Origin of the sequence: Ruegeria marisflavi, assembly GCF_025673445.1 — a bacterium.
Classification (GTDB): domain Bacteria; phylum Pseudomonadota; class Alphaproteobacteria; order Rhodobacterales; family Rhodobacteraceae; genus Ruegeria_B; species Ruegeria_B marisflavi.
On record NZ_JAOVQN010000036.1, the window covers coordinates 1 to 19,933 of the forward strand.

At 60.7% G+C, this 19,933-nt stretch carries 21 protein-coding genes; 8 read left to right on the forward strand and 13 right to left on the reverse strand.

The window, feature by feature from the left end; translation table 11 throughout:
* Positions 1-831 (forward strand): Mu transposase domain-containing protein (locus OEZ49_RS21615; protein ID WP_397545696.1); only part of this gene is annotated, 831 nt, incomplete at its 5' end.
* The gene (gene istB / locus OEZ49_RS21620) at positions 821-1,612 is read left to right on the forward strand and encodes an IS21-like element helper ATPase IstB (protein WP_263390236.1); all 792 of its coding nucleotides are present in this window, start codon (positions 821-823) and stop codon (positions 1,610-1,612) included. The genes OEZ49_RS21615 and istB, both read left to right, overlap by 11 nt.
* A 49-nt stretch (positions 1,613-1,661) precedes the next feature.
* On the opposite strand, the gene OEZ49_RS21625 is transcribed toward istB, so the two are convergent.
* From OEZ49_RS21625 to OEZ49_RS21650, 6 genes are all read right to left on the reverse strand, one after another.
* The gene (locus OEZ49_RS21625; RefSeq protein ID WP_263390237.1) at positions 1,662-1,886 is read right to left on the reverse strand and encodes a helix-turn-helix transcriptional regulator; all 225 of its coding nucleotides are present in this window, start codon (positions 1,884-1,886) and stop codon (positions 1,662-1,664) included.
* Positions 1,887-1,929: 43 nt separating this feature from the next.
* Positions 1,930-2,445: a hypothetical protein gene (locus tag OEZ49_RS21630; protein ID WP_263390238.1), complete on the reverse strand. Its 516-nt coding sequence runs from the start codon at positions 2,443-2,445 to the stop codon at positions 1,930-1,932.
* Positions 2,438-3,574: a tyrosine-type recombinase/integrase gene (locus OEZ49_RS21635; protein WP_263390239.1), complete on the reverse strand. Its 1,137-nt coding sequence runs from the start codon at positions 3,572-3,574 to the stop codon at positions 2,438-2,440. The genes OEZ49_RS21630 and OEZ49_RS21635 overlap by 8 nt, the downstream gene beginning before the upstream one ends.
* 433 nt (positions 3,575-4,007) lie before the next feature.
* The gene (locus OEZ49_RS21640; protein ID WP_164129608.1) at positions 4,008-4,733 is read right to left on the reverse strand and encodes an NYN domain-containing protein; all 726 of its coding nucleotides are present in this window, start codon (positions 4,731-4,733) and stop codon (positions 4,008-4,010) included.
* Positions 4,734-4,792: 59 nt separating this feature from the next.
* A complete protein-coding gene (locus tag OEZ49_RS21645; RefSeq protein WP_263390240.1) occupies positions 4,793-5,284 on the reverse strand; it encodes a phosphoglycerate mutase family protein in 492 nt (163 codons plus the stop codon).
* Between the two features lie 119 nt (positions 5,285-5,403).
* Complete coding sequence (locus OEZ49_RS21650; RefSeq protein WP_263390241.1) at positions 5,404-6,516, reverse strand: S-(hydroxymethyl)glutathione dehydrogenase/class III alcohol dehydrogenase; 1,113 nt, start codon at positions 6,514-6,516, stop codon at positions 5,404-5,406.
* A gap of 129 nt (positions 6,517-6,645) precedes the next feature.
* On the opposite strand from OEZ49_RS21650, the gene OEZ49_RS21655 reads away from it, so the two are divergent.
* The 3 genes from OEZ49_RS21655 (at position 6,646) to OEZ49_RS21665 (ending at position 8,313) form a co-directional block, all read left to right on the forward strand.
* Entirely contained in the window at positions 6,646-6,924 is a 279-nt protein-coding gene (locus OEZ49_RS21655) for an I78 family peptidase inhibitor (RefSeq protein WP_263390242.1), read from the forward strand.
* Positions 6,925-6,997: 73 nt separating this feature from the next.
* A complete protein-coding gene (locus tag OEZ49_RS21660; protein WP_263390243.1) occupies positions 6,998-7,465 on the forward strand; it encodes a DUF1203 domain-containing protein in 468 nt (155 codons plus the stop codon).
* 71 nt (positions 7,466-7,536) lie between these two features.
* Complete coding sequence (locus OEZ49_RS21665) at positions 7,537-8,313, forward strand: sterol desaturase family protein (RefSeq protein ID WP_263390244.1); 777 nt, start codon at positions 7,537-7,539, stop codon at positions 8,311-8,313.
* Here OEZ49_RS21665 and OEZ49_RS21670 read toward each other — a convergent pair.
* Entirely contained in the window at positions 8,297-9,226 is a 930-nt protein-coding gene (locus OEZ49_RS21670; RefSeq protein WP_263390245.1) for an ABC transporter ATP-binding protein, read from the reverse strand. The genes OEZ49_RS21665 and OEZ49_RS21670 overlap by 17 nt on opposite strands.
* 91 nt (positions 9,227-9,317) lie before the next feature.
* Here OEZ49_RS21670 and OEZ49_RS21675 point away from each other — a divergent pair, with 91 nt between their 5' ends.
* The 3 genes from OEZ49_RS21675 (at position 9,318) to OEZ49_RS21685 (ending at position 11,868) form a co-directional block, all read left to right on the forward strand.
* Positions 9,318-9,497 carry a zinc-finger domain-containing protein gene (locus OEZ49_RS21675; protein WP_263390246.1) on the forward strand — a complete coding sequence of 60 codons (180 nt, stop codon included), beginning with the start codon at positions 9,318-9,320 and terminating at the stop codon, positions 9,495-9,497.
* A 470-nt stretch (positions 9,498-9,967) separates the two neighbouring features.
* Positions 9,968-11,131 (forward strand): tyrosine-type recombinase/integrase, encoded by a 1,164-nt coding sequence (locus OEZ49_RS21680; protein WP_263390247.1) that lies wholly within the window; start codon positions 9,968-9,970, stop codon positions 11,129-11,131.
* 104 nt (positions 11,132-11,235) lie between these two features.
* Positions 11,236-11,868, forward strand: a complete 633-nt coding sequence (locus OEZ49_RS21685) for a tyrosine-type recombinase/integrase (protein WP_263390248.1) — start codon at positions 11,236-11,238, stop codon at positions 11,866-11,868.
* A 725-nt stretch (positions 11,869-12,593) separates the two neighbouring features.
* Here OEZ49_RS21685 and OEZ49_RS21690 read toward each other — a convergent pair.
* Genes OEZ49_RS21690 through OEZ49_RS21715 form a run of 6 tightly spaced genes read right to left on the reverse strand, consistent with a single transcriptional unit; the run spans position 12,594 to position 19,930 of the window.
* Complete coding sequence (locus OEZ49_RS21690; protein WP_263390249.1) at positions 12,594-13,484, reverse strand: LysR substrate-binding domain-containing protein; 891 nt, start codon at positions 13,482-13,484, stop codon at positions 12,594-12,596.
* Positions 13,485-13,511: 27 nt separating this feature from the next.
* Entirely contained in the window at positions 13,512-14,486 is a 975-nt protein-coding gene (locus OEZ49_RS21695; RefSeq protein WP_263390251.1) for an SMP-30/gluconolactonase/LRE family protein, read from the reverse strand.
* Positions 14,483-15,835 carry an NAD(P)H-dependent oxidoreductase gene (locus tag OEZ49_RS21700; RefSeq protein ID WP_263390252.1) on the reverse strand — a complete coding sequence of 451 codons (1,353 nt, stop codon included), beginning with the start codon at positions 15,833-15,835 and terminating at the stop codon, positions 14,483-14,485. The genes OEZ49_RS21695 and OEZ49_RS21700 overlap by 4 nt, the downstream gene beginning before the upstream one ends.
* Complete coding sequence (locus tag OEZ49_RS21705) at positions 15,832-17,553, reverse strand: dihydroxy-acid dehydratase (RefSeq protein ID WP_263390253.1); 1,722 nt, start codon at positions 17,551-17,553, stop codon at positions 15,832-15,834. Before OEZ49_RS21705 ends, OEZ49_RS21700 begins: the two co-directional genes overlap by 4 nt.
* Complete coding sequence (locus OEZ49_RS21710; RefSeq protein ID WP_263390254.1) at positions 17,550-18,419, reverse strand: NAD(P)-dependent oxidoreductase; 870 nt, start codon at positions 18,417-18,419, stop codon at positions 17,550-17,552. Before OEZ49_RS21710 ends, OEZ49_RS21705 begins: the two co-directional genes overlap by 4 nt.
* Positions 18,416-19,930, reverse strand: coding sequence for a tripartite tricarboxylate transporter permease (locus OEZ49_RS21715; RefSeq protein ID WP_263390255.1), 1,515 nt, complete (start codon positions 19,928-19,930; stop codon positions 18,416-18,418). The genes OEZ49_RS21710 and OEZ49_RS21715 overlap by 4 nt, the downstream gene beginning before the upstream one ends.
* Positions 19,931-19,933 lie beyond the last annotated feature (3 nt).

Below are 19,933 nucleotides of genomic sequence, written 5' to 3' on the forward strand. Positions count from 1 at the left end.
CCGGCGGCCGGATGGGAGAAGGGGCAGGTCGAGAAGAACGTCCAGGATGCGCGCAACCGCTTGTGGCAGGTCATGCCGATCTTCGGCGATCTGGCCGAGCTCAATCAGTGGCTGGAAGATCGCTGTCTTGCCTTGTGGGCCGAGACAAAGCACCGTGACTTGCCCGGCACGATTGCCGATGTGTGGGAAGCCGAGAAGCCCACGCTGATGGCCCTGCCGCCGGCCTTTGATGGGTTTGTAGAGCACAGCAAACGGGTGTCGCCGACATGCCTGATCACCTTCGAGCGCAATCGCTACAGCGTACCGGCCAGCTTTGCGAACCGCCGCGTCAGCCTGCATGTCTATCCTGAACGGTTGGTAGTGGTGGCGGAAGGTCAAACCGTTTGCGCCCATGACCGTATCATTGAGCGGTCGCACCACAAGCCAGGCCGGGTCATCTATGATTGGCGCCACTATCTTGCTGTCATCCAACGCAAACCCGGGGCCCTGCGCAATGGCGCGCCGTTCAATGAGATGCCCGACGCCTTCCGCCGCCTGCAGGATCATATGCTGCGCAAGGAGGGCGGCGACAGAGAGATGGTGGATATCCTGTCCCTGGTTCTGCACCACGATGAAGACGCGGTTTTGTGTGCTGTAGAACTGGCGCTGGAAGCCGGCGTGCCCACCAAGACGCATGTCCTGAACTTGCTCCATAGGCTGATCGACAAAAAGCAGAGCGACCATCCCGAGGTCGACCCGCCAAAGGCTCTGGCCTTGGATACGGTGCCGAAAGCCAATGTCGATCGCTATGATGCTCTGAGACAAGCCGGGGAGAAGCGTCATGCGTCATGACCCTGCAGGCGCCTCGATCGTGATCATGCTCCGCAGCCTCAAACTGCATGGCATGGCACAGGCGGTCGATGATCTGGTTGCCCAGGGCGCACCAGCGTTCGAAGCAGCAACGCCGATGTTGTCCCAGCTTCTCAAGGCGGAAATGGCCGAACGGGAAGTCCGGTCAATCGCCTACCAAACCAAGGTGGCGCGCTTTCCGTCCTACAAAGACCTCGCGGGCTTCAACTTCAAATCCAGCGAGGTTAATGAAGCCACCGTCCGGCAGCTGCACCGCGGCACCTTCATGGAAAACGCCGAGAATGTCGTCCTGATCGGCGGGCCTGGAACGGGCAAGAGCCACATTGCAACAGCCATCGGCGTACAGGCCATCGAACACCACAGATGCAAGGTGCGCTTCTACTCAACCGTGGAACTCGTCAATGCGTTGGAGCAGGAAAAGGCGCTCGGAAAGGCCGGCAAATTGGCTGAGATGCTGACCAAGATCGACTTGGTCATCCTCGATGAGCTCGGCTACCTGCCGTTCAGTTCATCCGGCGGCGCGCTGCTCTTCCATCTGCTGAGCAAACTTTACGAGCGCACCAGCGTGATCATCACCACGAACCTCAGCTTCTCAGAGTGGGCCCAGGTCTTCGGCGATGCAAAGATGACCACCGCGCTTCTCGACAGGCTCACGCACCGCTGCCACATCCTGGAAACCGGCAACGACAGCTACCGCTACAAGGCAAGCTCGGAAGCCGCGAAGAAAAAGAGAAAGGAAACGCCGGCATTGACCGCAACATAACCGCAGAGACATAATCAAGGCTGGGTCAAATCTCGATAAAAATACCGGGTCACTTCTCAGCAAAAATCAACACGTTATTCGCATCGCGAAGACGCTTGCGACCTTCAATCCAGTCGGCGACCTCTGACTCGACGTATCCGGCTGTTGCTCGGGTCAATGGCACGCGCCTCGGGAACATCCCTTGACGCTCAAGTTCGACAATCGTGGTCCGACCCAAACCGGTACGGTCTTCGACGTCAGTCATGCGCAAAATGCGCAAGGGTTGGCTTTTCATATTCTGCACTCCATCGTTGCGAATGCAGCGATAAAGCCCGGTCTTACTTGCCCGCCGATAGGGACGAAAAACCCGCTAATGCTTTACGTCCGCGTCGGTAAGCCTTGGCCAGTGACTCCGGGTCGCGGGTGACGAACCGCCGGGCGACATCGGGGTTTTCCCCCAGAACAGCGAAGAGGCTATCCGTCAAACCGGCACCCGTGGCGGCACGCTTGGCGTCGACCAGCTTGGCGAACTGTGCGTCGCGGTCACTTGGCGGGCGACCATAGGTCGGCTTGCCGTCCAGATCGACGCCAGCGCGTCGGAGATAGCCCAGCATGCCGATCACTTCGTCGAGACACTCGGCAGCCCCTTCGGCGTCTCCTGCGTCCCAGAGGTCGAGACCGCGTCGGGCGGTCTGGGCAGCTTGCCGGGCAAGATGATGCCCGGTCCGAAGGTCGATTGCCTTGCGCCGCTCCGCTTCGGTGTCGCCGACCCAATAACCCGGCGTCGTGTCCATTTCCACGACGGTACGCAAACGGTCGAGTATGAGCCGCAGTTCGGCACCGATGTTACCCACGACGCACCGCCTTGCCTTCGACGATGTGGTCGACGGCATCCGCAAGACGGACATAGGCGTCACGCATTTCGTCGCCGTAATCGTAATGGTCGTAAACCGCCTGCATCCGGGCTGCGCCCGCCAGAGCGTGCCCCATGCAGCGTTCCGCGATCAAGGGGTTCACCCCTGCCCGGCCCATGATAGTCCGTCCGGTGCGCCGCAGATCGTGCCAAGTCCAGCCCGACGTTTCGGACAGTTCATGCAAGCGTTTCAATGTACGGTCAAAGTTGCTGCCAACCGGGAATAGCGGGCCGGACTCGAAGCCACGCTTGCGGAACACTTCGGCAAGTTGGGGGCTGATTGGATGCGCTTCGACCTTGTGACTTTTGCCACGGGTCTTGAATATCCGCGCCTGCCAGATACCCGCGTCGAAGTCGACATGTTCGACATGCGCGCCAAGAATCTCCTGACGGCGGCGCATGCTGTAGACCAACGCGAGGGTGAAGTCGCGCCAGAGGGGGGTTAGCTTCGATGTCGCCAGAACCACGGCCCGAAGTTCGGCATCGGACAGAACGCGGTCCTGCGGTGTCTCAGGCACCAGATCGTCGAGTTTCTTGTTCGAGACCGGGCGGCCAACATCGGCCCAGCGCAGCACCGTTGAGAGATAGCGGCACGCGCGCTTGGCGGCGACGTTCCGGTCGCGCCGAACTGGCGCAAGCATGTCGTCTTCAGTCATTTTGATGACAACGCGGTCAGGACTGTAGCGACGTTCGATCTGCGTTCGCATATCACCCCAGCTTGCGAGTCCATGCCCGACATCTTCGGAATAGGCGTCGAGTACATCGGCGAGGGTGCGTCGGTCCTGTGCGGCCAGAACTTTTTGCCCGGCCTTGCCGTTGACGGTTTGCCGGTCGGCTTCGGCGATCAGAATGTTCGCGGCCCTGCGGGCATCGGCAAGCGTGATGATCGGGTATTCACCAAGAGTGACTTTGCCGGTCTTCCGGGATTCCAGTCGGAATGTCTTCGTTCCCTTGGCGGTCACGCGCAGTCGCAAGCCGGGAACACCGTCGACGGCAAAGTCGCTGCGTACCTGTCCGGGATTTACGGTTGCCGCCCGGACTGCGGCGTCTGTAGAAATGGCTCGGGCCATGGCTTTGTTACCTCTTGTCGTGGTCCGGGGCCGGGGTTTGGTTTGGCGATCAACCCGGCCCGAACTGTTTTTGGGGGTGCGCTGGGGGTGCACCCCCGGTTTGCTGCACGGGTTTTATGGGCCAAATGGGCATGTTTATGCAAGAGTTCATGTCGAAAAAACCCATATTTTTAAACAATATGGACACTATGGGTAACTTCTCGGGGTGCGCTGGGGGTGCATGGCATGCAAGAGGTCAGGGGTTCGACTCCCCTAGGCTCCACCAATCCATCAAAACAGAACAGAATTAACCAACTGCACTGTGCGCGCTGACGTCGCCGGTAGCCGGTTTACTCGCGTCCTCACCTTCGCATTACGGCTTGCCCGACCGCGCTGCGACTCGCGGTCAGGGTCCGTGGTGACCCGACAAGCGTTTGAGTCCTGCCAAGAGAGTTCAGTCGATCCGGCGGATCAGGAACTGGTTTCCAGTGCCGCGCTTCATTTCGAACCGTTTGAGGTCCGCCAGCAGGTCGCTCAGCTTGCGCTTGCCATAGCTGCGGGTGTCGAAATCGGGATTGGCCGCAACGATCAGCTGACCGATCCGGCCCAGGGCGAACCATTCGTCGTCCTGGTCGATCGAATCCATGGCGCGGATCACAAGGGTGGTCGGATCCTCCAGCTTTTGCGCGGGGCTGACGGGCGGCTGCGGCTGACCCGGCTTTGCCTTGGGCTGCGGTTCGGGCATCAGGTTTTCGACATAGATGAAGCGCTTGCACGCCTTAACGAAAGCCCCCGGCGTCTTGCGCATGCCGATGCCGAATACATCCAGCCCCTGTTCCCGGATGCGGCTGGCCAGACGGGTGAAATCGCTGTCCGACGAGATCAGGACAAACGCGTCGAAGCGGCCCGAATGCAGGATATCCATCGCGTCGATCACCAGCGCGATGTCGCTGGCATTCTTGCCGGTGGTGTTGGCGAACTGCTGATGCGGGACAATCGCCAGCGCGGCGAGAGTCTCCTTGTTCCAGCCCTGCGGCGCGCCGCCCGAGAAATCGCCATAGATCCGGCGGATGCTGGCTTCGCCAAGGGTGGCGATCTCTTCAAAGATCGCTTCGGCGTATTTGGCCGAGATATTGTCGGCGTCGATCAGGACAGCCAGAAGGGGGGTATCGTTTGCCATTCGCAGACAGTGGACGGGTTCCGGGCCGAGTGCAATGGGGGCCGACGGGCGTCTTGGACTCAAGGCATGAAAAGACGCAGGAACACCGGGTTATCCGACCCGGGCCCGGTCACCACAAACAGGTTGGCGAATTCGGTCTGGTCGACCGAGATCTCGTCCAGCACGCCAAGGCGCGCGAGGATGCCGGGAATGGTTTCGGCATGGGCGACAACCAGCACCCGGTCGTCCTCGTGATCGAATTCAAGCATATCGACCAGACCGGCCATATCGGTTGCGGGCCACGCGCTGGCGCGAAGGTCAAGCGCCTCGGCGATGATCGCCCCGGTTTCCCGCGTGCGCAGCGCGTCAGATGTGATCACCGCATCAAGGCCAGAGTGTCGCAGCATCCGCGCCCAGCCCGCCGCCCGGTCCCGCCCTTCCGGTGTCAGCGCGGGTTCGTCGCCTGACAGCTCCTTTTCGCCATGCCTGATGACATAGACCGCCTCTTGCGCTGCAACAGGCGTGGCGGCGGCGAACAGCAGAAGCAAAGCACAAGCCGTGCGGATAGACATGGCACCCCCCGGATTGCAAACCATCGGGTCAGTGTTCCAGCCTGGCCACTCAAAATCAAGACAGGCGCGGCAAGCCGCAGGCAACCGCCCTGCCCCGCGCACGGGACAGGGCGAAAGGTTCAGTACACCACGACGGCGCGGATGCTTTCGCCATTGTGCATCAGGTCGAAGCCCTTGTTGATCTCATCGAGGCTCAGCGTGTGGGTGATCATCGGGTCGATCTCGATCTTGCCGTCCATGTACCAGTCCACGATCTTGGGTACATCCGTCCGGCCCTTGGCGCCGCCGAATGCGGTGCCTTTCCACACCCGGCCCGTGACCAGCTGGAACGGACGGGTCGAGATCTCGGCCCCTGCGGGTGCCACGCCGATGATGATGCTCTCGCCCCAACCCTTGTGCGCGGCCTCCAGCGCGGTGCGCATCACCTGCACGTTGCCGGTGGCATCAAAGGTATAGTCGGCGCCGCCCTTGGTCAGTTCGACCAGATGCGCCACCATGTCGCCCGAAACATCCCTGGGGTTGACAAAATCGGTCATGCCAAAGCGTTTGGCCATCTCGACCTTGGCCGGGTTCAGGTCGACGCCGACGATCTGGTCGGCCCCCGCCAGCCGCAGCCCCTGAATCACATTGAGCCCAATGCCGCCCAGGCCAAAGACGATGGCGCGGCTGCCGATCTCCACCTTGGCGGTATTGATCACTGCTCCAATGCCGGTGGTGACGCCGCAGCCGATATAGCAGATCTTGTCGAACGGCGCGTCCGGCCGCACCTTGGCCAGCGCGATCTCGGGCAGGACGGTGTGGTTCGAGAAGGTCGAGCAGCCCATGTAATGCAGGATCGGGGTGCCATCGAGCATGGAAAACCGCGTGGTGCCGTCGGGCATCAGACCCTTGCCTTGGGTGGTGCGAATGGCCTGGCAGAGGTTGGTCTTGCCGCTCAGACAGTATTCGCACTGGCGGCATTCGGGTGTGTAGAGCGGGATCACATGATCGCCGGGTTTCAGGCTGGTCACTCCGGGACCGACCTCCAGCACCACACCCGCGCCCTCGTGGCCCAGAATGGCCGGAAACAGCCCCTCCGGGTCGGCGCCCGAGAGGGTGAACTCATCCGTGTGACAGATGCCGGTGGCCTTGATCTCGACCAGAACCTCACCGGCCTTCGGCCCTTCGAGGTTCACTTCCATCACTTCCAGAGGCTTGCCCGCCTCAACCGCTACCGCCGCGCGTGTCCGCATATTCTCTATCTCCCTGTCAGGTCTTCATTTCCCCGGCCCAGGGACCGGGTTTAATCTACATTCGTTTCGTGTCAGGTTTTGACCGCACCTGACCACACGGAACAGACATTTGTCAAAAAGGGAACACCAATGTACAGACTAACCCCCGTTTTTCTCTTGCTGGCCGGCTGCGCCGACACAGTTGAGGAAGCCCCGGTTGCTGAACCCGCTGTGATCGAGCTGAGTATCTGCAAGGGCGAAGGGCTGGAGGACATGATCGGTCAACCGGTCGCGGACAACATGGGGCGGCTGCCCGAAGGGGCGCGGGTGATTGGTCCCGATACACTGGTTACTCAGGATTACCAACCCAACCGCCTGAACGCGGCGACCGATGCCAACGGCATCGTGACCGGGCTGACCTGCGGCTGAACCCGCAGGAACCGGGTCGCGAAGGCCGCGCTGCCTGAGCAATAGTCGGGAAAACCGGATAGGAGATCCCGACATGATCCGCATCACCGCCCTGCCCACTGACGAGGTCCGCGCCCTGCAATCAGGCCAGCCCGACGCCTATGGCAACCGACCCGAACGCGCCGTTTCCGACGGGGTCGGAAACCCTTGCCGCCATTGCCTGCGCCAAATTCCCGAAGGGGCGGACATGCTGATCCTTGCCCACCGCCCCTTTGCCGCGCTGCACCCCTATGCTGAGACAGGGCCAATCTTTCTGTGCGCCGCCCCCTGCACACGCCATGTCGACGACGGTACCCTGCCAGAAGTACTTACCAGTTCGCCCGACTACCTGATCAAGGGTTATGGACGGAACCACCGTATCGTGTATGGCACGGGCCAAGTCGTGCCGACAACGGCGCTGATGACGGCGGCAGAGGCGATCCTGTTGCGTGCCGACGTCGCCTATGTTCATGTGCGCTCCGCCCGCAACAATTGCTATCAGGCGCGACTTGATCGCGCCTGAACCGGTGACATTTGCGCCCCGGTCTGTAGACTAAACGCAAGGGGACGCAGGGGGCGCGTTTGGATACAGAGTTGATCCGTTTTGTGATCGAAGAATCGCTGCGAATCGTGCAGCGGTACCTGTTTTTTGCGGCTGGCGCTTTTGGTCTTTTCTATCTGCTGCTGCGCCGTCCGATGTGGCCGCGCAAAATACAGAAACGCTGGCCCCGGCTGACCGATCACGGCCGCGACCTGATATTTTCAATGATCTCGGTCGGCATCTTTGCGGTAATCTCGTCGCTGATATTTTTCGTATTTCTGGATCATACCAACATCTATGGCGGATCTCTGGGTAGCCGGGGTTGGGGATACCTCGCACTCACCTTTGTCTGGATGCTGGCGCTGCATGACACTTATTTCTATTGGGTGCACCGGCTGATGCACACGCGGGTGCTCTATCGCCACGTGCATCTGGTACATCACCGGTCGACCAACCCGTCGCCCTGGACAGCCTATGCCTTTCACCCGATCGAGGCAGTGCTGGAAGTAGGTATCCTGCCAATCATTGCCTTTAGCCTGCCAGTGCACTGGGCGGCGGTGATGTATTTCTTCATCTTCCAGATCGCCTACAACGTCTACGGCCACTTGGGCTTCGAGCTTTGCCCACGCGGCTTCAACAAGCATTGGCTTGGCCGCTGGATCAACACCTCGGTCGCACATAACCAGCACCATGGGCGGTTCACCGGGAACTACGGGTTGTACTTCCTGTTCTGGGACCGAATGATGGGTACGCTGCGCAGCGACTACGACGCCACCTATGAGGTCACGACCAACGCCAAAAAGGCGGACACCGTCACCGTGCCGAGGTAAGGGCGAGGAACACGTCCTCTAGATCCGCCTGCTCGGTCCGCACGTCGCGAATGTGGATACCGGCGGCGCGGACGGCGGCAAGAACGTCTTCGGCACTGGTCTGGCGGCTGTGATAGCGCAGGGCAAGCGTGCCGTCGGCACGCGCCTCGGCCGCGATCCCCGGCCCCTGCGGCAGGACCGATATCGGGCCGTCGGGCTGGATCACCATCGCCCGCGCATCGAGCCTCCCCAGCAGGTTTGCAGTACTGTCCCGCGCCACCACGCTGCCCTGGTTGATGATGGCGATCTCGTCGCACATCTCCTGCGCCTCTTCCAGGTAATGGGTGGTCAGGATGATGGTCATGCCCTCGGCATTCAGCTTGCGTACATTGGTCCACAGCATCTGGCGCAACTCAATATCGACCCCGGCAGTGGGCTCGTCCAGCACCAGAACCTGCGGACGATGCACCAGCGCCTTGCCCAACAAGAGCCGCCGCCGCATGCCTCCCGACAGGGTGCGGGCATAGGCCTCGGCCTTGTCGCTCAGGCCCACCAGCGCCAGGATCTCGTCGCTCCAGCGCTGCGATTTCGGCACGCCATACAGCCCCGCCTGCACCTCGAGCGCCCCACGTGGGGTAAAGAAGGGATCCAGGTTCAGCTCCTGCGGCATCACGCCGATGGCGGCGCGCGACTGGCGCGGGTTCTGGTCCTGATCAAACCCCCAGATCGTCACCTTTCCGGCGGTCTTGGTCACCAATCCCGCCAGGATATTGATCAGCGTGGATTTCCCAGCCCCGTTCGGCCCCAAGAGGCCAAACACCGACCCACGCGGCACGCGCAGATCGATCCCCTTGAGCGCTTGTTTCTCAGGCTGCCCGTGGCTGCCACGATAGGTCTTGGTCAAACCTTCGATACGGATCGCGTCTTCGGTCATGCGCGGGTCTTGCTCCTGCTCGACTTGTCGCTCATAAACGCACCTAATCCATGTCCGCACTGCCGACAACCTCAAGAAAGGCCCTCAAGCGATGACCATCGAAGCGCCGGAAACCAAGATCGTCGAGAAAAGCCGAGTTGCCTGCGACGGGGGCGAAGGCGCATTGGGACACCCGCGGGTATGGTTGCAGATCCCCGAGGATAGCGGCTGGGTCGAGTGCCCCTATTGCGACTGCAAATACGTGCTCAAAGGCAGCAAGGCCGAGGCCTGAGACAACCCCGCCTACTTAGCCCGTAAAGGCTCTGGTCTGCTCCCAGTGCTCGCCCAAAGACAAAAGTGGAAAACGCCCTTACCCAGACGGGTACGGCACCAATCAATGCATCCCGCGTGGTGCGAACAAACCATTTGAAAAGATAATGGAATACTAACCCTTCTGCAGGCCCCTTCCAGGATATCCACATCACCGTGACGTCCCATGAAACCGAAAACCGCCGGGCTTTCGTCCAGCGGTTTTTCGTTTCCGGTCAACCGGTGAAAGTGGTGAGCCGTACAGGATTCGAACCTGTGACCCACTGATTAAAAGTCTTATTCCCCCATTTTCTATAGCATTGTAGACAGTTCGATCGGGCAATTTATTCTGTTTAATAACAGTAGCATTTGCGTGATGAGATTTCCATAAGGCCCTTCCCAACTCACTGCACTTTGCTTACCTTGTGCTTACCTATTTCACCTGGAAGCACTATGCCCAACGTCAGATTAACAAAATCAAGTGTCGATCGCCTTTTAGCAACAAACCGGGACACGATCTATTGGGACGACGGTTTGCCGGGTTTTGGACTCCGCGTGAAAACGACCGGCGTCAAAAGCTTCTTAGTTCAATATCGCAACAAACAAACCGGTCGGTCGAAACGCAAGACACTTGGGCGATATGGGCCAACCTTGTCTTTGGGCGCCGCCCGCGAAATGGCACGCGCGCTTCTTGCTGACGTGGTCCGTGGCGGAGATCCTGTCGCGGACGCTCAAACGCTCAGGCACTCACCAACGGTGAACTCACTTGCCGCGCAATACATGACCGAACACGCGGAGCCAAAGAAACGCCCCGGTAGTGTTCGGAACGATCGGTCGATGCTGGACCGACACATTCTCCCCAAGCTTGGGGAGCTAAAAGTCATCGAAGTGACGCATCAGCATGTTCAGAAGCTTCACAACCAACTGCGCGATACGCCGTATCAAGCCAATCGCACTCTGGCGCTCATGTCGAAAATTTTTGAACTGTCTGTGCGCTGGGGTCAGCGTTCTGACAATCCGGCACGCGGCATAGAAAAATTCCCCGAGGAAAAGCGGGACCGCTGGCTGTCAGACGATGAGCTGCAAAGACTTTTGGTAGCTCTGTCAGAGCATCCAAATCAGGTTGCAGCGAACGCTATTCGCCTGCAGCTCCTAACAGGCGCACGGATCGGCGAAGTGCTGAAGGCAAAATGGGAAGACTTCGATTTGGTCCGCGCGGTATGGACAAAGCCGTCGCACCACACAAAGCAAAAGCGACGAGAGCACCTGCCGATTTCGTCAGCAACCTGTGATTTGCTTGCGGCAATGAAAGCAGGGGCATCTCCTGAAAGTCCTTGGTTGTTTCCGGGACGCTCTCCGGACCAACCGTACAAAGATCTGAAAAAATTTTGGAGCTCGGTCACCACATCGGCAGGTCTTCAAGACTACCGTATCCACGACAATCGGCATACGCATGCGTCGCATCTCGTTTCCAGCGGTCTGAGTCTGCCTATAGTCGGTCGATTGCTTGGACACACGAACCCGTCTACCACGCAACGCTACGCGCACCTCGCAGATGACCCGTTGCGGCAGGCAGCGGATGTGATGGGTAAGAAGATCAGCGGTGGCAGTTCCTGAAACCTGAGAATTTCCTGTGCTGAGGACACGCGAGCGGCAATTAGACTGCAGCTGTCGGCACGGTGTCGATGTTTGGGACGGAAGGGAATGGACGGAGACCTATGATGTCCAAAACGCTACTTCCCGTTGTCACAACGCGTCGCACGCCCTGGAACAAAGGCAGACTAGTCGGACAGAAGCGGCCATTGCAGCCAAAGCAAGTCTGGGCCATTCGCGCTCGGCTCGAACTTGCAAACAAGCTGAGGGACCTGGCATTGTTCAATCTTGCCATCGATAGCAAGTTGCGCGGGTGCGATCTCGTCCGCCTGAGGGTTAACGATCTCGCCGTAGGCAATTCTGTTCGCGATCGGGTATCCGTTGTTCAACGTAAAACTGCGAAGCCAGTGCAATTTGAAGTGACGGAGAATACACGTGAAGTCGTGTCGCAATGGGTCTCTTCTCAATACATGCATGGACAACGGTATCTGTTTCCAAGTCGTATGCATGCTTTGCCGCATCTTTCGACCCGGCAATACGCTAGGCTTGTCCGGGAATGGGTGTCAGCGATTGGTCTCGATCCGTCCAGCTACGGCACGCATTCGCTTAGGCGCACCAAAGCGGCTTTGATATACAGAAAGACCGGAAACCTACGTGCCGTTCAACTTCTGCTCGGTCACAGCAAAGTGGATAGTACGGTGCGTTACCTTGGCGTCGAGCTTGAAGACGCGCTTAGTATTGCCGAACGTATCGATCTTTAACGATTTAGGCGGGCGGGATCTTCCGCTCGCCGCTCCCAAGCAGACTTTCAGAATCTCCCGTTAATCTTCCGCTTTGAGCCCATACTGTAAGTTGGCTAAGTGCGCAGAAACCGTCTCGAAGGGCGGACACCGGCCATTCTCTGCGACCGCGAGAAACCCGAGTCGAAACGGCGAAAGCTGCCGTTCAGTCCGGGTTTCAAGACCATTTTCTGAACCGGACCTTCGCTGCGCCGGTTTCGAGCGTCTCACATGCGGACAAACCGGACGGTTGCATCCGCGGCAAGTCCTCTCGTCCAGGTGACTGCCCAGGAACTAGACCCTCGCTGCGGCGCAGCTCAATTTCCCGAAAGCAGTCGTTCGGACCGCGCTTGACGGTCCGGATCAGAACCAGTCGTTCGCTGCACCGGTCTCCGATGCCTCAATTGCGGGACTTTGCTGTCGTTCGATCCAAGTACGCCAAGGTCTAAATGTCGCGAGCAGCTGTCATCGCGACATCCACCAAGGGTCGATATGCGAACTTTCAGTACCGTCACAGGCCGAGGTCTTCTTGTAGCCAAATGCAGAAACGTCAATGTTTGTGGTTTGGATGTTTTCGCCTCGACGGCCAGCAGGTCCACCGAAGCTCATTGATTTTTAGCAGGGTCGGGGACCATAACCGTCGGCAAAATTCCGAATGCTTTGAAAGTGGTTCAGAGACCAAGGAGCCTGTAGCCTCTTGAGGTCGCTCAAGGGTCATGCGGCGCCAGAAAGCGCAAGAGCAACTGCGCCTGTACCGTCAGGGTTGCACGATCTCGCATCGCGATGCGAAGCTCCCGTCGGGCCCATGGTTCGTCAATGGGTATCATGGCGAGCTCGGAATTCTCCAGATAGGGTTCCACGGCTCCGAGGGGCAAAATCGCGATACCCAGCTTGGCCTGAACCATCCTGCGCACACCGTCGAAACTCATTACCTCAACACGTGTCTTGAAACTCGCGCCCAACGACTGGGCCTTTCGTTCGAGATAGTTCTTTATCGAACTGCCCTGTTGCAACGCGACGAAGTCCTGGTTGAGCACGTCGCTGAATTTCACGGATTTCAGCGCGGCCAGGTCGTGATCCCGCGGGGCGGCGATGACGAGCGTATCGCGCCGGTACAGGAGAGATTGTACTCCCTTGGCGTCGGTAAACCCGGAATAGATCCCGAGATCGGCGGCGCCAGATCGGACCGTGTCAAGGATGTCGGAGCTCGTTTCCTCCACCAGTTGAATTTGAAGATCGGGGTTTTCCTTGGCGAATGCCGCGAGGTCTTCCGGCAAAAACTGCGTGATTGACGACGTGTTGGCCGCCACGCGGATGGTGCCGCGAATACCTTCGGCATGATTACCCATCTCGGATTCCATACGTTCGACCATACGTCCGATGGACCTCGCATGGTTCAGCAATTCTTCCCCCGCGGATGTCAGGCTGACGCCACGGCGCTGACGGTAGAGAAGCGGCGCGCCGACGACACGTTCAAGATCGGACAAACGCTTGCTGGCGGCGGAAGCCGCGATGTTGTGCCGTGCCGCAGCGCGCACGATGCTGCCCAATTCGGCAACGGTAACGAAAATTTCCAGCGAAAAGAGATCGAAACGCATGATGGCGGCATCGTATTCCGCGATGCCTCAGAATGCATCCCCCCAAATCGGAACCTTCACTTCCCAATGCGGCGGCTTGCGCCCGGCAACGGGTGCCGCGACGACCGGCAACTTGCTGTCCAGCAGATTTCCACAGACGATCTGGTCCAGTTCGTCTCCCCGGTAGGCAAGGCTGGCGATGTTGCGCAGGGTCGTTGTAGGAGATGTATCAAGGTGCGGGCGCCCCATACTGCCTGCGTCGAAGGCCCTCTCCACCTCATCGACCCAGGCATCAACCCGGTCGCCCATCACCACTCTTTGACCGCCTTCCGGATCAATGCGGATCAATTCGGATGAGATGATGCACGCGGCCAGCACGCCGCCTTCGCAATCCACCTCGATCCCGTCGACAAACGCGCCGCGCGGCATGGTGGCAAAAACTTCGGGCGCGCCGTGGACACCCTGTTCATCCAGCCTGATCCGACTGATGCGTTGCGCCATCGTCTCCGCGATATAAAGCCAGCCGCCGTCGTAATCCGGCCGGACCTCGTTGGTATAGGCGAGCCCGTCGACCACGACACGGAAGGTGCCGTTTTCGATGACCGCGACATAGCCGTTCGCCGTATGGCGGTTATAGGCACGGCTGCGTGGCACATAGGTCGACGACACGGTGATCCAGATGCGGCCCAGTTCATCCTGTGTGACGAAATTGACGGGCGGCGATGTTGTCCCGGCGATGCATGGGTGGAACAGGCGCACGCCCTCCGCATCCAGCGCCAGCAGGCCCCCCGCGTCCGAGATATTGGCGACGAGAAAGCTGCCATCGGGGCGCAGCGCGATCCCGTTGGGCACAATCGGGGTGCCGCCAATCTCGGTCGGCGGGGCCAACACGTATTGCGTGCCGTTGGGCCGGATGCGCGCCACCCCGTGCCCGTTGTGCGAACAGAAAATATCGCCCGATGCGGTTGTCAGCACGGACTCTGGCCGTTTCAAGCCATGACCGATGAAGGCAATGTCCGTCATGCCGCGTCGGTCGTCGCGGCGAGGCTCTCGACCTCCTTGCGCAGGCGGTAGGCGTCCGTCGTCTCGTCGATTTCGACGTCATCCCAGGTGACCGCCGCACCTTCGGCCACGTCGCGGCGCAGCTTGACGTTGTGTGCAAGTCCCAGCGGCAGGTAACCGCCCGCGACCGACGTCGCCGCAGGGCGCAGGCCGCCCGAAACCGTATAGCCACCTTCGCCGTCCAGAACCTCCCCCGCCTTCAAGGCCCGCTTGGAGATGGCGGCCACGTCGCCGCGAAACTCGGTCGCCACCCCCGTCGGTTCGCCGCGTATGCCGATGGAGGCCACGGAATAGGCCAGCTCCAAGCCGATCAGGTGCCAGCGGCGGCTCTCGCACATGTAGCGGCCCGAGGGGTCGGTCACGACCTTGTATTCCTCGAAGCAATTCTTGAGGTATTCGGTATCCGCCTCGAAACAGACCCAGACCCCCTTGCGGATATCAAAGGGGATCTGGCTGCCGTCCTCGCGCAGGCAGGAAATCACCTCGACCATGCCCTTGCGCTCCAGAACCCCGCCTTCGCTGCGTGGGCGAGCGAGCGTCGGGATGTCGTCGATGGACCCGGGCGGAAAGACAAGCCCTTCGGACGGCGCATCGAGACCGCATACATTGGCGATGGCGGCACTTTCGATCGCGGGTTTCGATCCGTCGAGGAACGCGTTGAACATCTTCGGGTTCAGCCGCCCGCGCTCCGCCTGTTCCTGCGTCAGGCCCCAGTGATCCCAGACGGTATCGGGTGTCGACTGGCGGTAATGCGGCAACCATTTGTGTCCACGCCCGGCCGCCACGACGCTGAATCCGCAGGTCCGCGCCCAGTCGACCAGATCGGCGGCCAACGCGGGCTGATCGCCATAGGCCATGGAATAGATCACACCCGCCTCGCGCGCCTTGACACCGAAGCCCGGGCCGACGAAGGCATCGGCCTCGACCGTGACATTGATGACGTGTTTGCCCATCCGGAACGCTGTCAGGATGTGGGTCACGGCGGCCATCGGGTTGCCGGTGCATTCGATGACGATCTCGACCGCCGGATGCGCCACCAGCGCCTGCCAGTCGTCGCCCACATGGGTCGTGCCGTTCTTTGCGGCGTGATCGAGGCTGTCCGCGCCATAGCGTGCCGCGTCCCACCCGACGAGGTCGAAATTCGACCGCGCGGCGGCGGGGTTCAGGTCACACACCCCGACTATGTGCAGACCACGCTGCCGTTCGGCCTGTGCGAGGAACATCGTCCCGAACTTGCCCGCGCCGATCATCCCGACGCGCACCGGGCGGCCTTCGGCCTCGCGCTCTGCCAGCAGCGTTGCAAGGTTCATGTCTCGTCCTCCCGCCCGAACCGGGCCGTGCTCTCGTGTTGCAGAAAGTTGAAGTCGACGCCTTCGGGCGCTTGAGTGACCGCGCGGGCATAGAGGCCACGATAGCCGCGCTTCGGCAGGTCCGGTACTTTGTGTTCCGCCAGGCGTTTCAAGATCTCTGCCTCATCCACCAGCAGGTCGATGGACTTGTCCTTGACGGACAGGCGTATCCGGTCGCCGGTGCGCACGGCGGCCAGCGGCCCGCCACGGGCGCTTTCGGGTGCGATATGCAAGACGATCGTTCCGAAAGCGGTGCCGGACATGCGCGCGTCAGAGATGCGAACGATGTCCTTCACCCCCTGCCGCGCGAGCTTTTTCGGGATCGGCAGATATCCCGCTTCCGGCATACCGGCGGCGACGGGGCCGGCGTTCTGCAAAACCATGATGTCATCAGCCTCGATATCGAGGTCGGGGTCGTCGATACTGCGCGCCAGGTGTTCGAGGCTGTCGAAGACCACGGCGCGGCCTTCGTGCTCGAACAGGCTTTCGGTCGCCGCGGCCCGCTTGAAGATCGCCCCCTGCGGCGCCAGGTTGCCCCCGAGCGAAATCAGCCCGCCCACGGGGGAGACCGGATCGTCGGCGGTGCGGATCACCTCTCGGTTGACCCAATCAAGCGGTTCTTCCAGCCGGTCACCAAGGGTCTGACCCATGACATCGACCGTATCCAGATGCAGGAGCGGCTTGAGTTCGCGCAGCAGCGCTCCAACTCCGCCGGCATGGTGGAAATCTTCAAGATAGCCCTTGCCGACCGGTTTCAGATCGACCAAGACGGGCGTCTCGTCACTGATCTGGTTCATCCGTTCGGGCGAAATCGTGATCCCCCGCCGCCCGGCAATCGCTGCCAGGTGAACGACGGCGTTGGTCGAGCCCGACACGGCCATCAGCACGCGCATCGCGTTTTCGACCGAATGCTGCGTGATGACCTCTGATGGCTTGCGCGGGTGCGTCAGCAGATGCACGGCGGCCTTGCCGGTTTCTTCGGCGGCGACAAGGCGGTCGGCGGCTACGGCCGGAATGGCGGCGGTGCCGGGAAGTGACATGCCCAAAACCTCGGCGATGATCGCCATGGTGCTGGCCGTCCCCATGACGGCACAGGTGCCGGCGGTCGCGGCCAGGCGACCCTCGATCACGTCGATCTCGTCGCGACCGATTTCATCAGCGCGATACTTGCCCCAGAAGCGCCTGCAATCGGTGCAAGCGCCCAGTCGTTCGCCCTTGTAATGCCCGGTGCTCATCGGGCCGGTGACAAGCTGGATCGCCGGAATATCGGCCGACGCAGCCCCCATCAGTTGCGCAGGCACCGTCTTGTCGCAGCCACCGATCAGTACGACCGCATCCATCGGCTGCGCGCGCACCATCTCCTCGGTGTCCATGGACATCAGGTTGCGATAGACCATCGACGTTGGATTGAGGAACACCTCTCCGGTTGAAATCGTCGGGAACGCGCGCGGCAAAGCGCCGGATGCCAGAACGCCGCGGCTCACGGCCGCCACCAGTTCAGGCATGGTGCGATGGCAGTTGTTGAAATCCGACGGCGTCATGGCGATGCCGATGATCGGCTTTTCCAGCATGTCGCGGCTCAGCCCCATGGACCGTGCGAAGGATCGGCGCAGATACACCGCGAAATCCTTGTCACCGTAATTCGTCAGGCCGCGCCGCAGCCCGTGTTCTTCACTCATTCCTTGCTCCTGAATTCTGCGCCGATCAGGCGTTCGAACACCTTGATCATTGCGCCCTTGTCTTCCGCACCGAAGCCGTTTGCCAGGGCCAGTTGATAGGTTGCCGTCGCGGCTGCCAGAACGGGCGCCGGACAGGCGTTCTCCGCCGTAATTTCGGCCCCGGCGATCAGGTCCTTGTAGGCCGCCTGCATGGGGTAGCCGCGGTCGAACACGCCGCGCAGGATATTGGGCACGAAGAATTCGCTGGCATAGCTGCGACCGGTGCCGGAATTGACAATGGCCGCCACCTGATCCGGGTCGAGGCCCAGCTTGGCCGATATCGGCAGGATCTCGGCGAGCGCGGCCATGTTGATGTCAAACAAGAGTTGGTTGATGAGTTTGGCCAACTGACCGGCCCCGACCGGCCCCACATGCAGGATCTTCGAGGCCATGGAAGCGAGCGTATCGTGATGGGCATTCAGCGTCGCCGCATCGCCCCCGACCATCATCGTCAGGGTTCCGTCCTCGGCCCGTTGCTGCATCCCCGAAACGGGTGCATCCAGAAACGCCAGACCCATATCCGTTAGCCGGGCACCGATGCGTGTCGCTGTGCCATGCGAGGTCGTGGAGGTGTCGATAACTACGGCGCCGTCCGGCAACGCTTGCGCAAGGGCCGCGTCACCGAACAGCATATCCTCTACGATTGCGCCATTCGGCAGGCAGGTGAGGAGGACGTTGCAACCAGCGAGCCCTGAGGAATTCTCGACGCAGTTCAGACCTTCAAAATCCCGCCCCTTACGATCATAGGCGACAACATCCGTAACCCCGGCCAGACGATGGGCCATGGGCAGGCCCATCTGCCCGAGACCGACAAACCCCCATGTCATGCTTCGAATCTCCGGGCCTTGTCGCGCTTGTTCGTCTTCATCGTCAACCAGACGGACAGCGCCAGGAACGCGAATGTGAGGATATAGAGCACGATGGAAATCCAGCTCTGCACCAGAATGCTCCAATCCCCATCGGAAATTGACATGGCTCGGCGCAGGTTGCGCTCCATGTCGCCACCCAGCAATAGCCCGAGGACAAGCGGCACGAGGCTGATATCCATCTTGCGCAGAATGTACCCGATCACGCCGAAGGCGATCATCACCTCAAGATCGAACACGGAGTTCGAGATCGAGAACACGCCGACGAAACTCACGGCCGCCACGATCGGCAACAGCGCCCAGGTCGGTACGGCCATGAGGCGGGTGAAAATGCCGATCAGCGGAATGTTGAGGATCAGCAGCGTCACATTCGCCATGTAGAGAGAGGCGACAAGACCCCAGACAAGGTCCGGCTGACGTTCGAAGAGCAGCGGCCCTGGCTGCACATTCAAGGAAATCAGCATCGCCAGCATGACAGCGGTCGTCCCGGATCCTGGCACGCCGAGCGACAGCATCGGGATCAATGCGCCGCCCGATGCCGCGTTGTTGCCAGCCTCGGGCGCAGCGACCCCACGCGGGTCGCCCTTGCCAAAGGTGCCGTCTTTGTCGCTGGCCTGCTTTTCCATCGAATAGGCCATGACCGAGCCAAGCGATGCGCCGGCCCCCGGCAGGACACCCGCGACGAAACCGATCAGCGAGCCGCGCAGCATCGCCCATTTGGTCGAAAGAAGTGTCGAGAGTGACGGCATCCATCCCGTCACCGCAATGGCGCTGGACCGGTCCTTTATGTGCTTTTCGAGCAGGACCAGGATTTCCGAGATCGCGAACAGACCCACCAGGGCGACAATCGGTTCGATCCCGTCATAGATGTGGAAGTTCCCGGCCGTATAGCGCGGTATCCCCGAAATCGGGTCGATACCGACCGTCGCGATCATCAGTCCGATCAGCGCGGACAGCAACGTCTTGCGCGGGTCAACGCCCGCAACACCGCCGATAGTCGCAAAGGCCATGATATACAGCGCAAAGTAATCCGCCGGTCCGAAGTGGATGGCTGCGCGTGCCAGCAACGGCGCAAACAGCGACAGGCCGATCACAGCAACCGTCGCCCCAACGAACGACGCCACACCGGACAGCGCCAGCGCATCGGCGGCGCGTCCTTGTTGGGCCATTGGATAGCCGTCCAACGTCGTCATTACGGCCGGTTCGTCGCCCGGGATATTGAGCAGGATCGAACTGATCCGTCCGCCATACATCGTGCCGAAGTAGACCGCTGACAGCAGGATGAGTGACGATGTCGCATCGAGCCCGAATGCGAATGTCAGCGGAATCAGGATCGCCACGCCGTTGACCGGGCCAAGCCCCGGCAGCGCGCCGATCAGCGTGCCCACGAAGCAGCCTGCAAAAAGCAGCGACAGGTTGAGCGGCGTCAGCGCGACGGAAAAACCGCCGGCCAGGAGTGTAAGCGTTTCCATGTG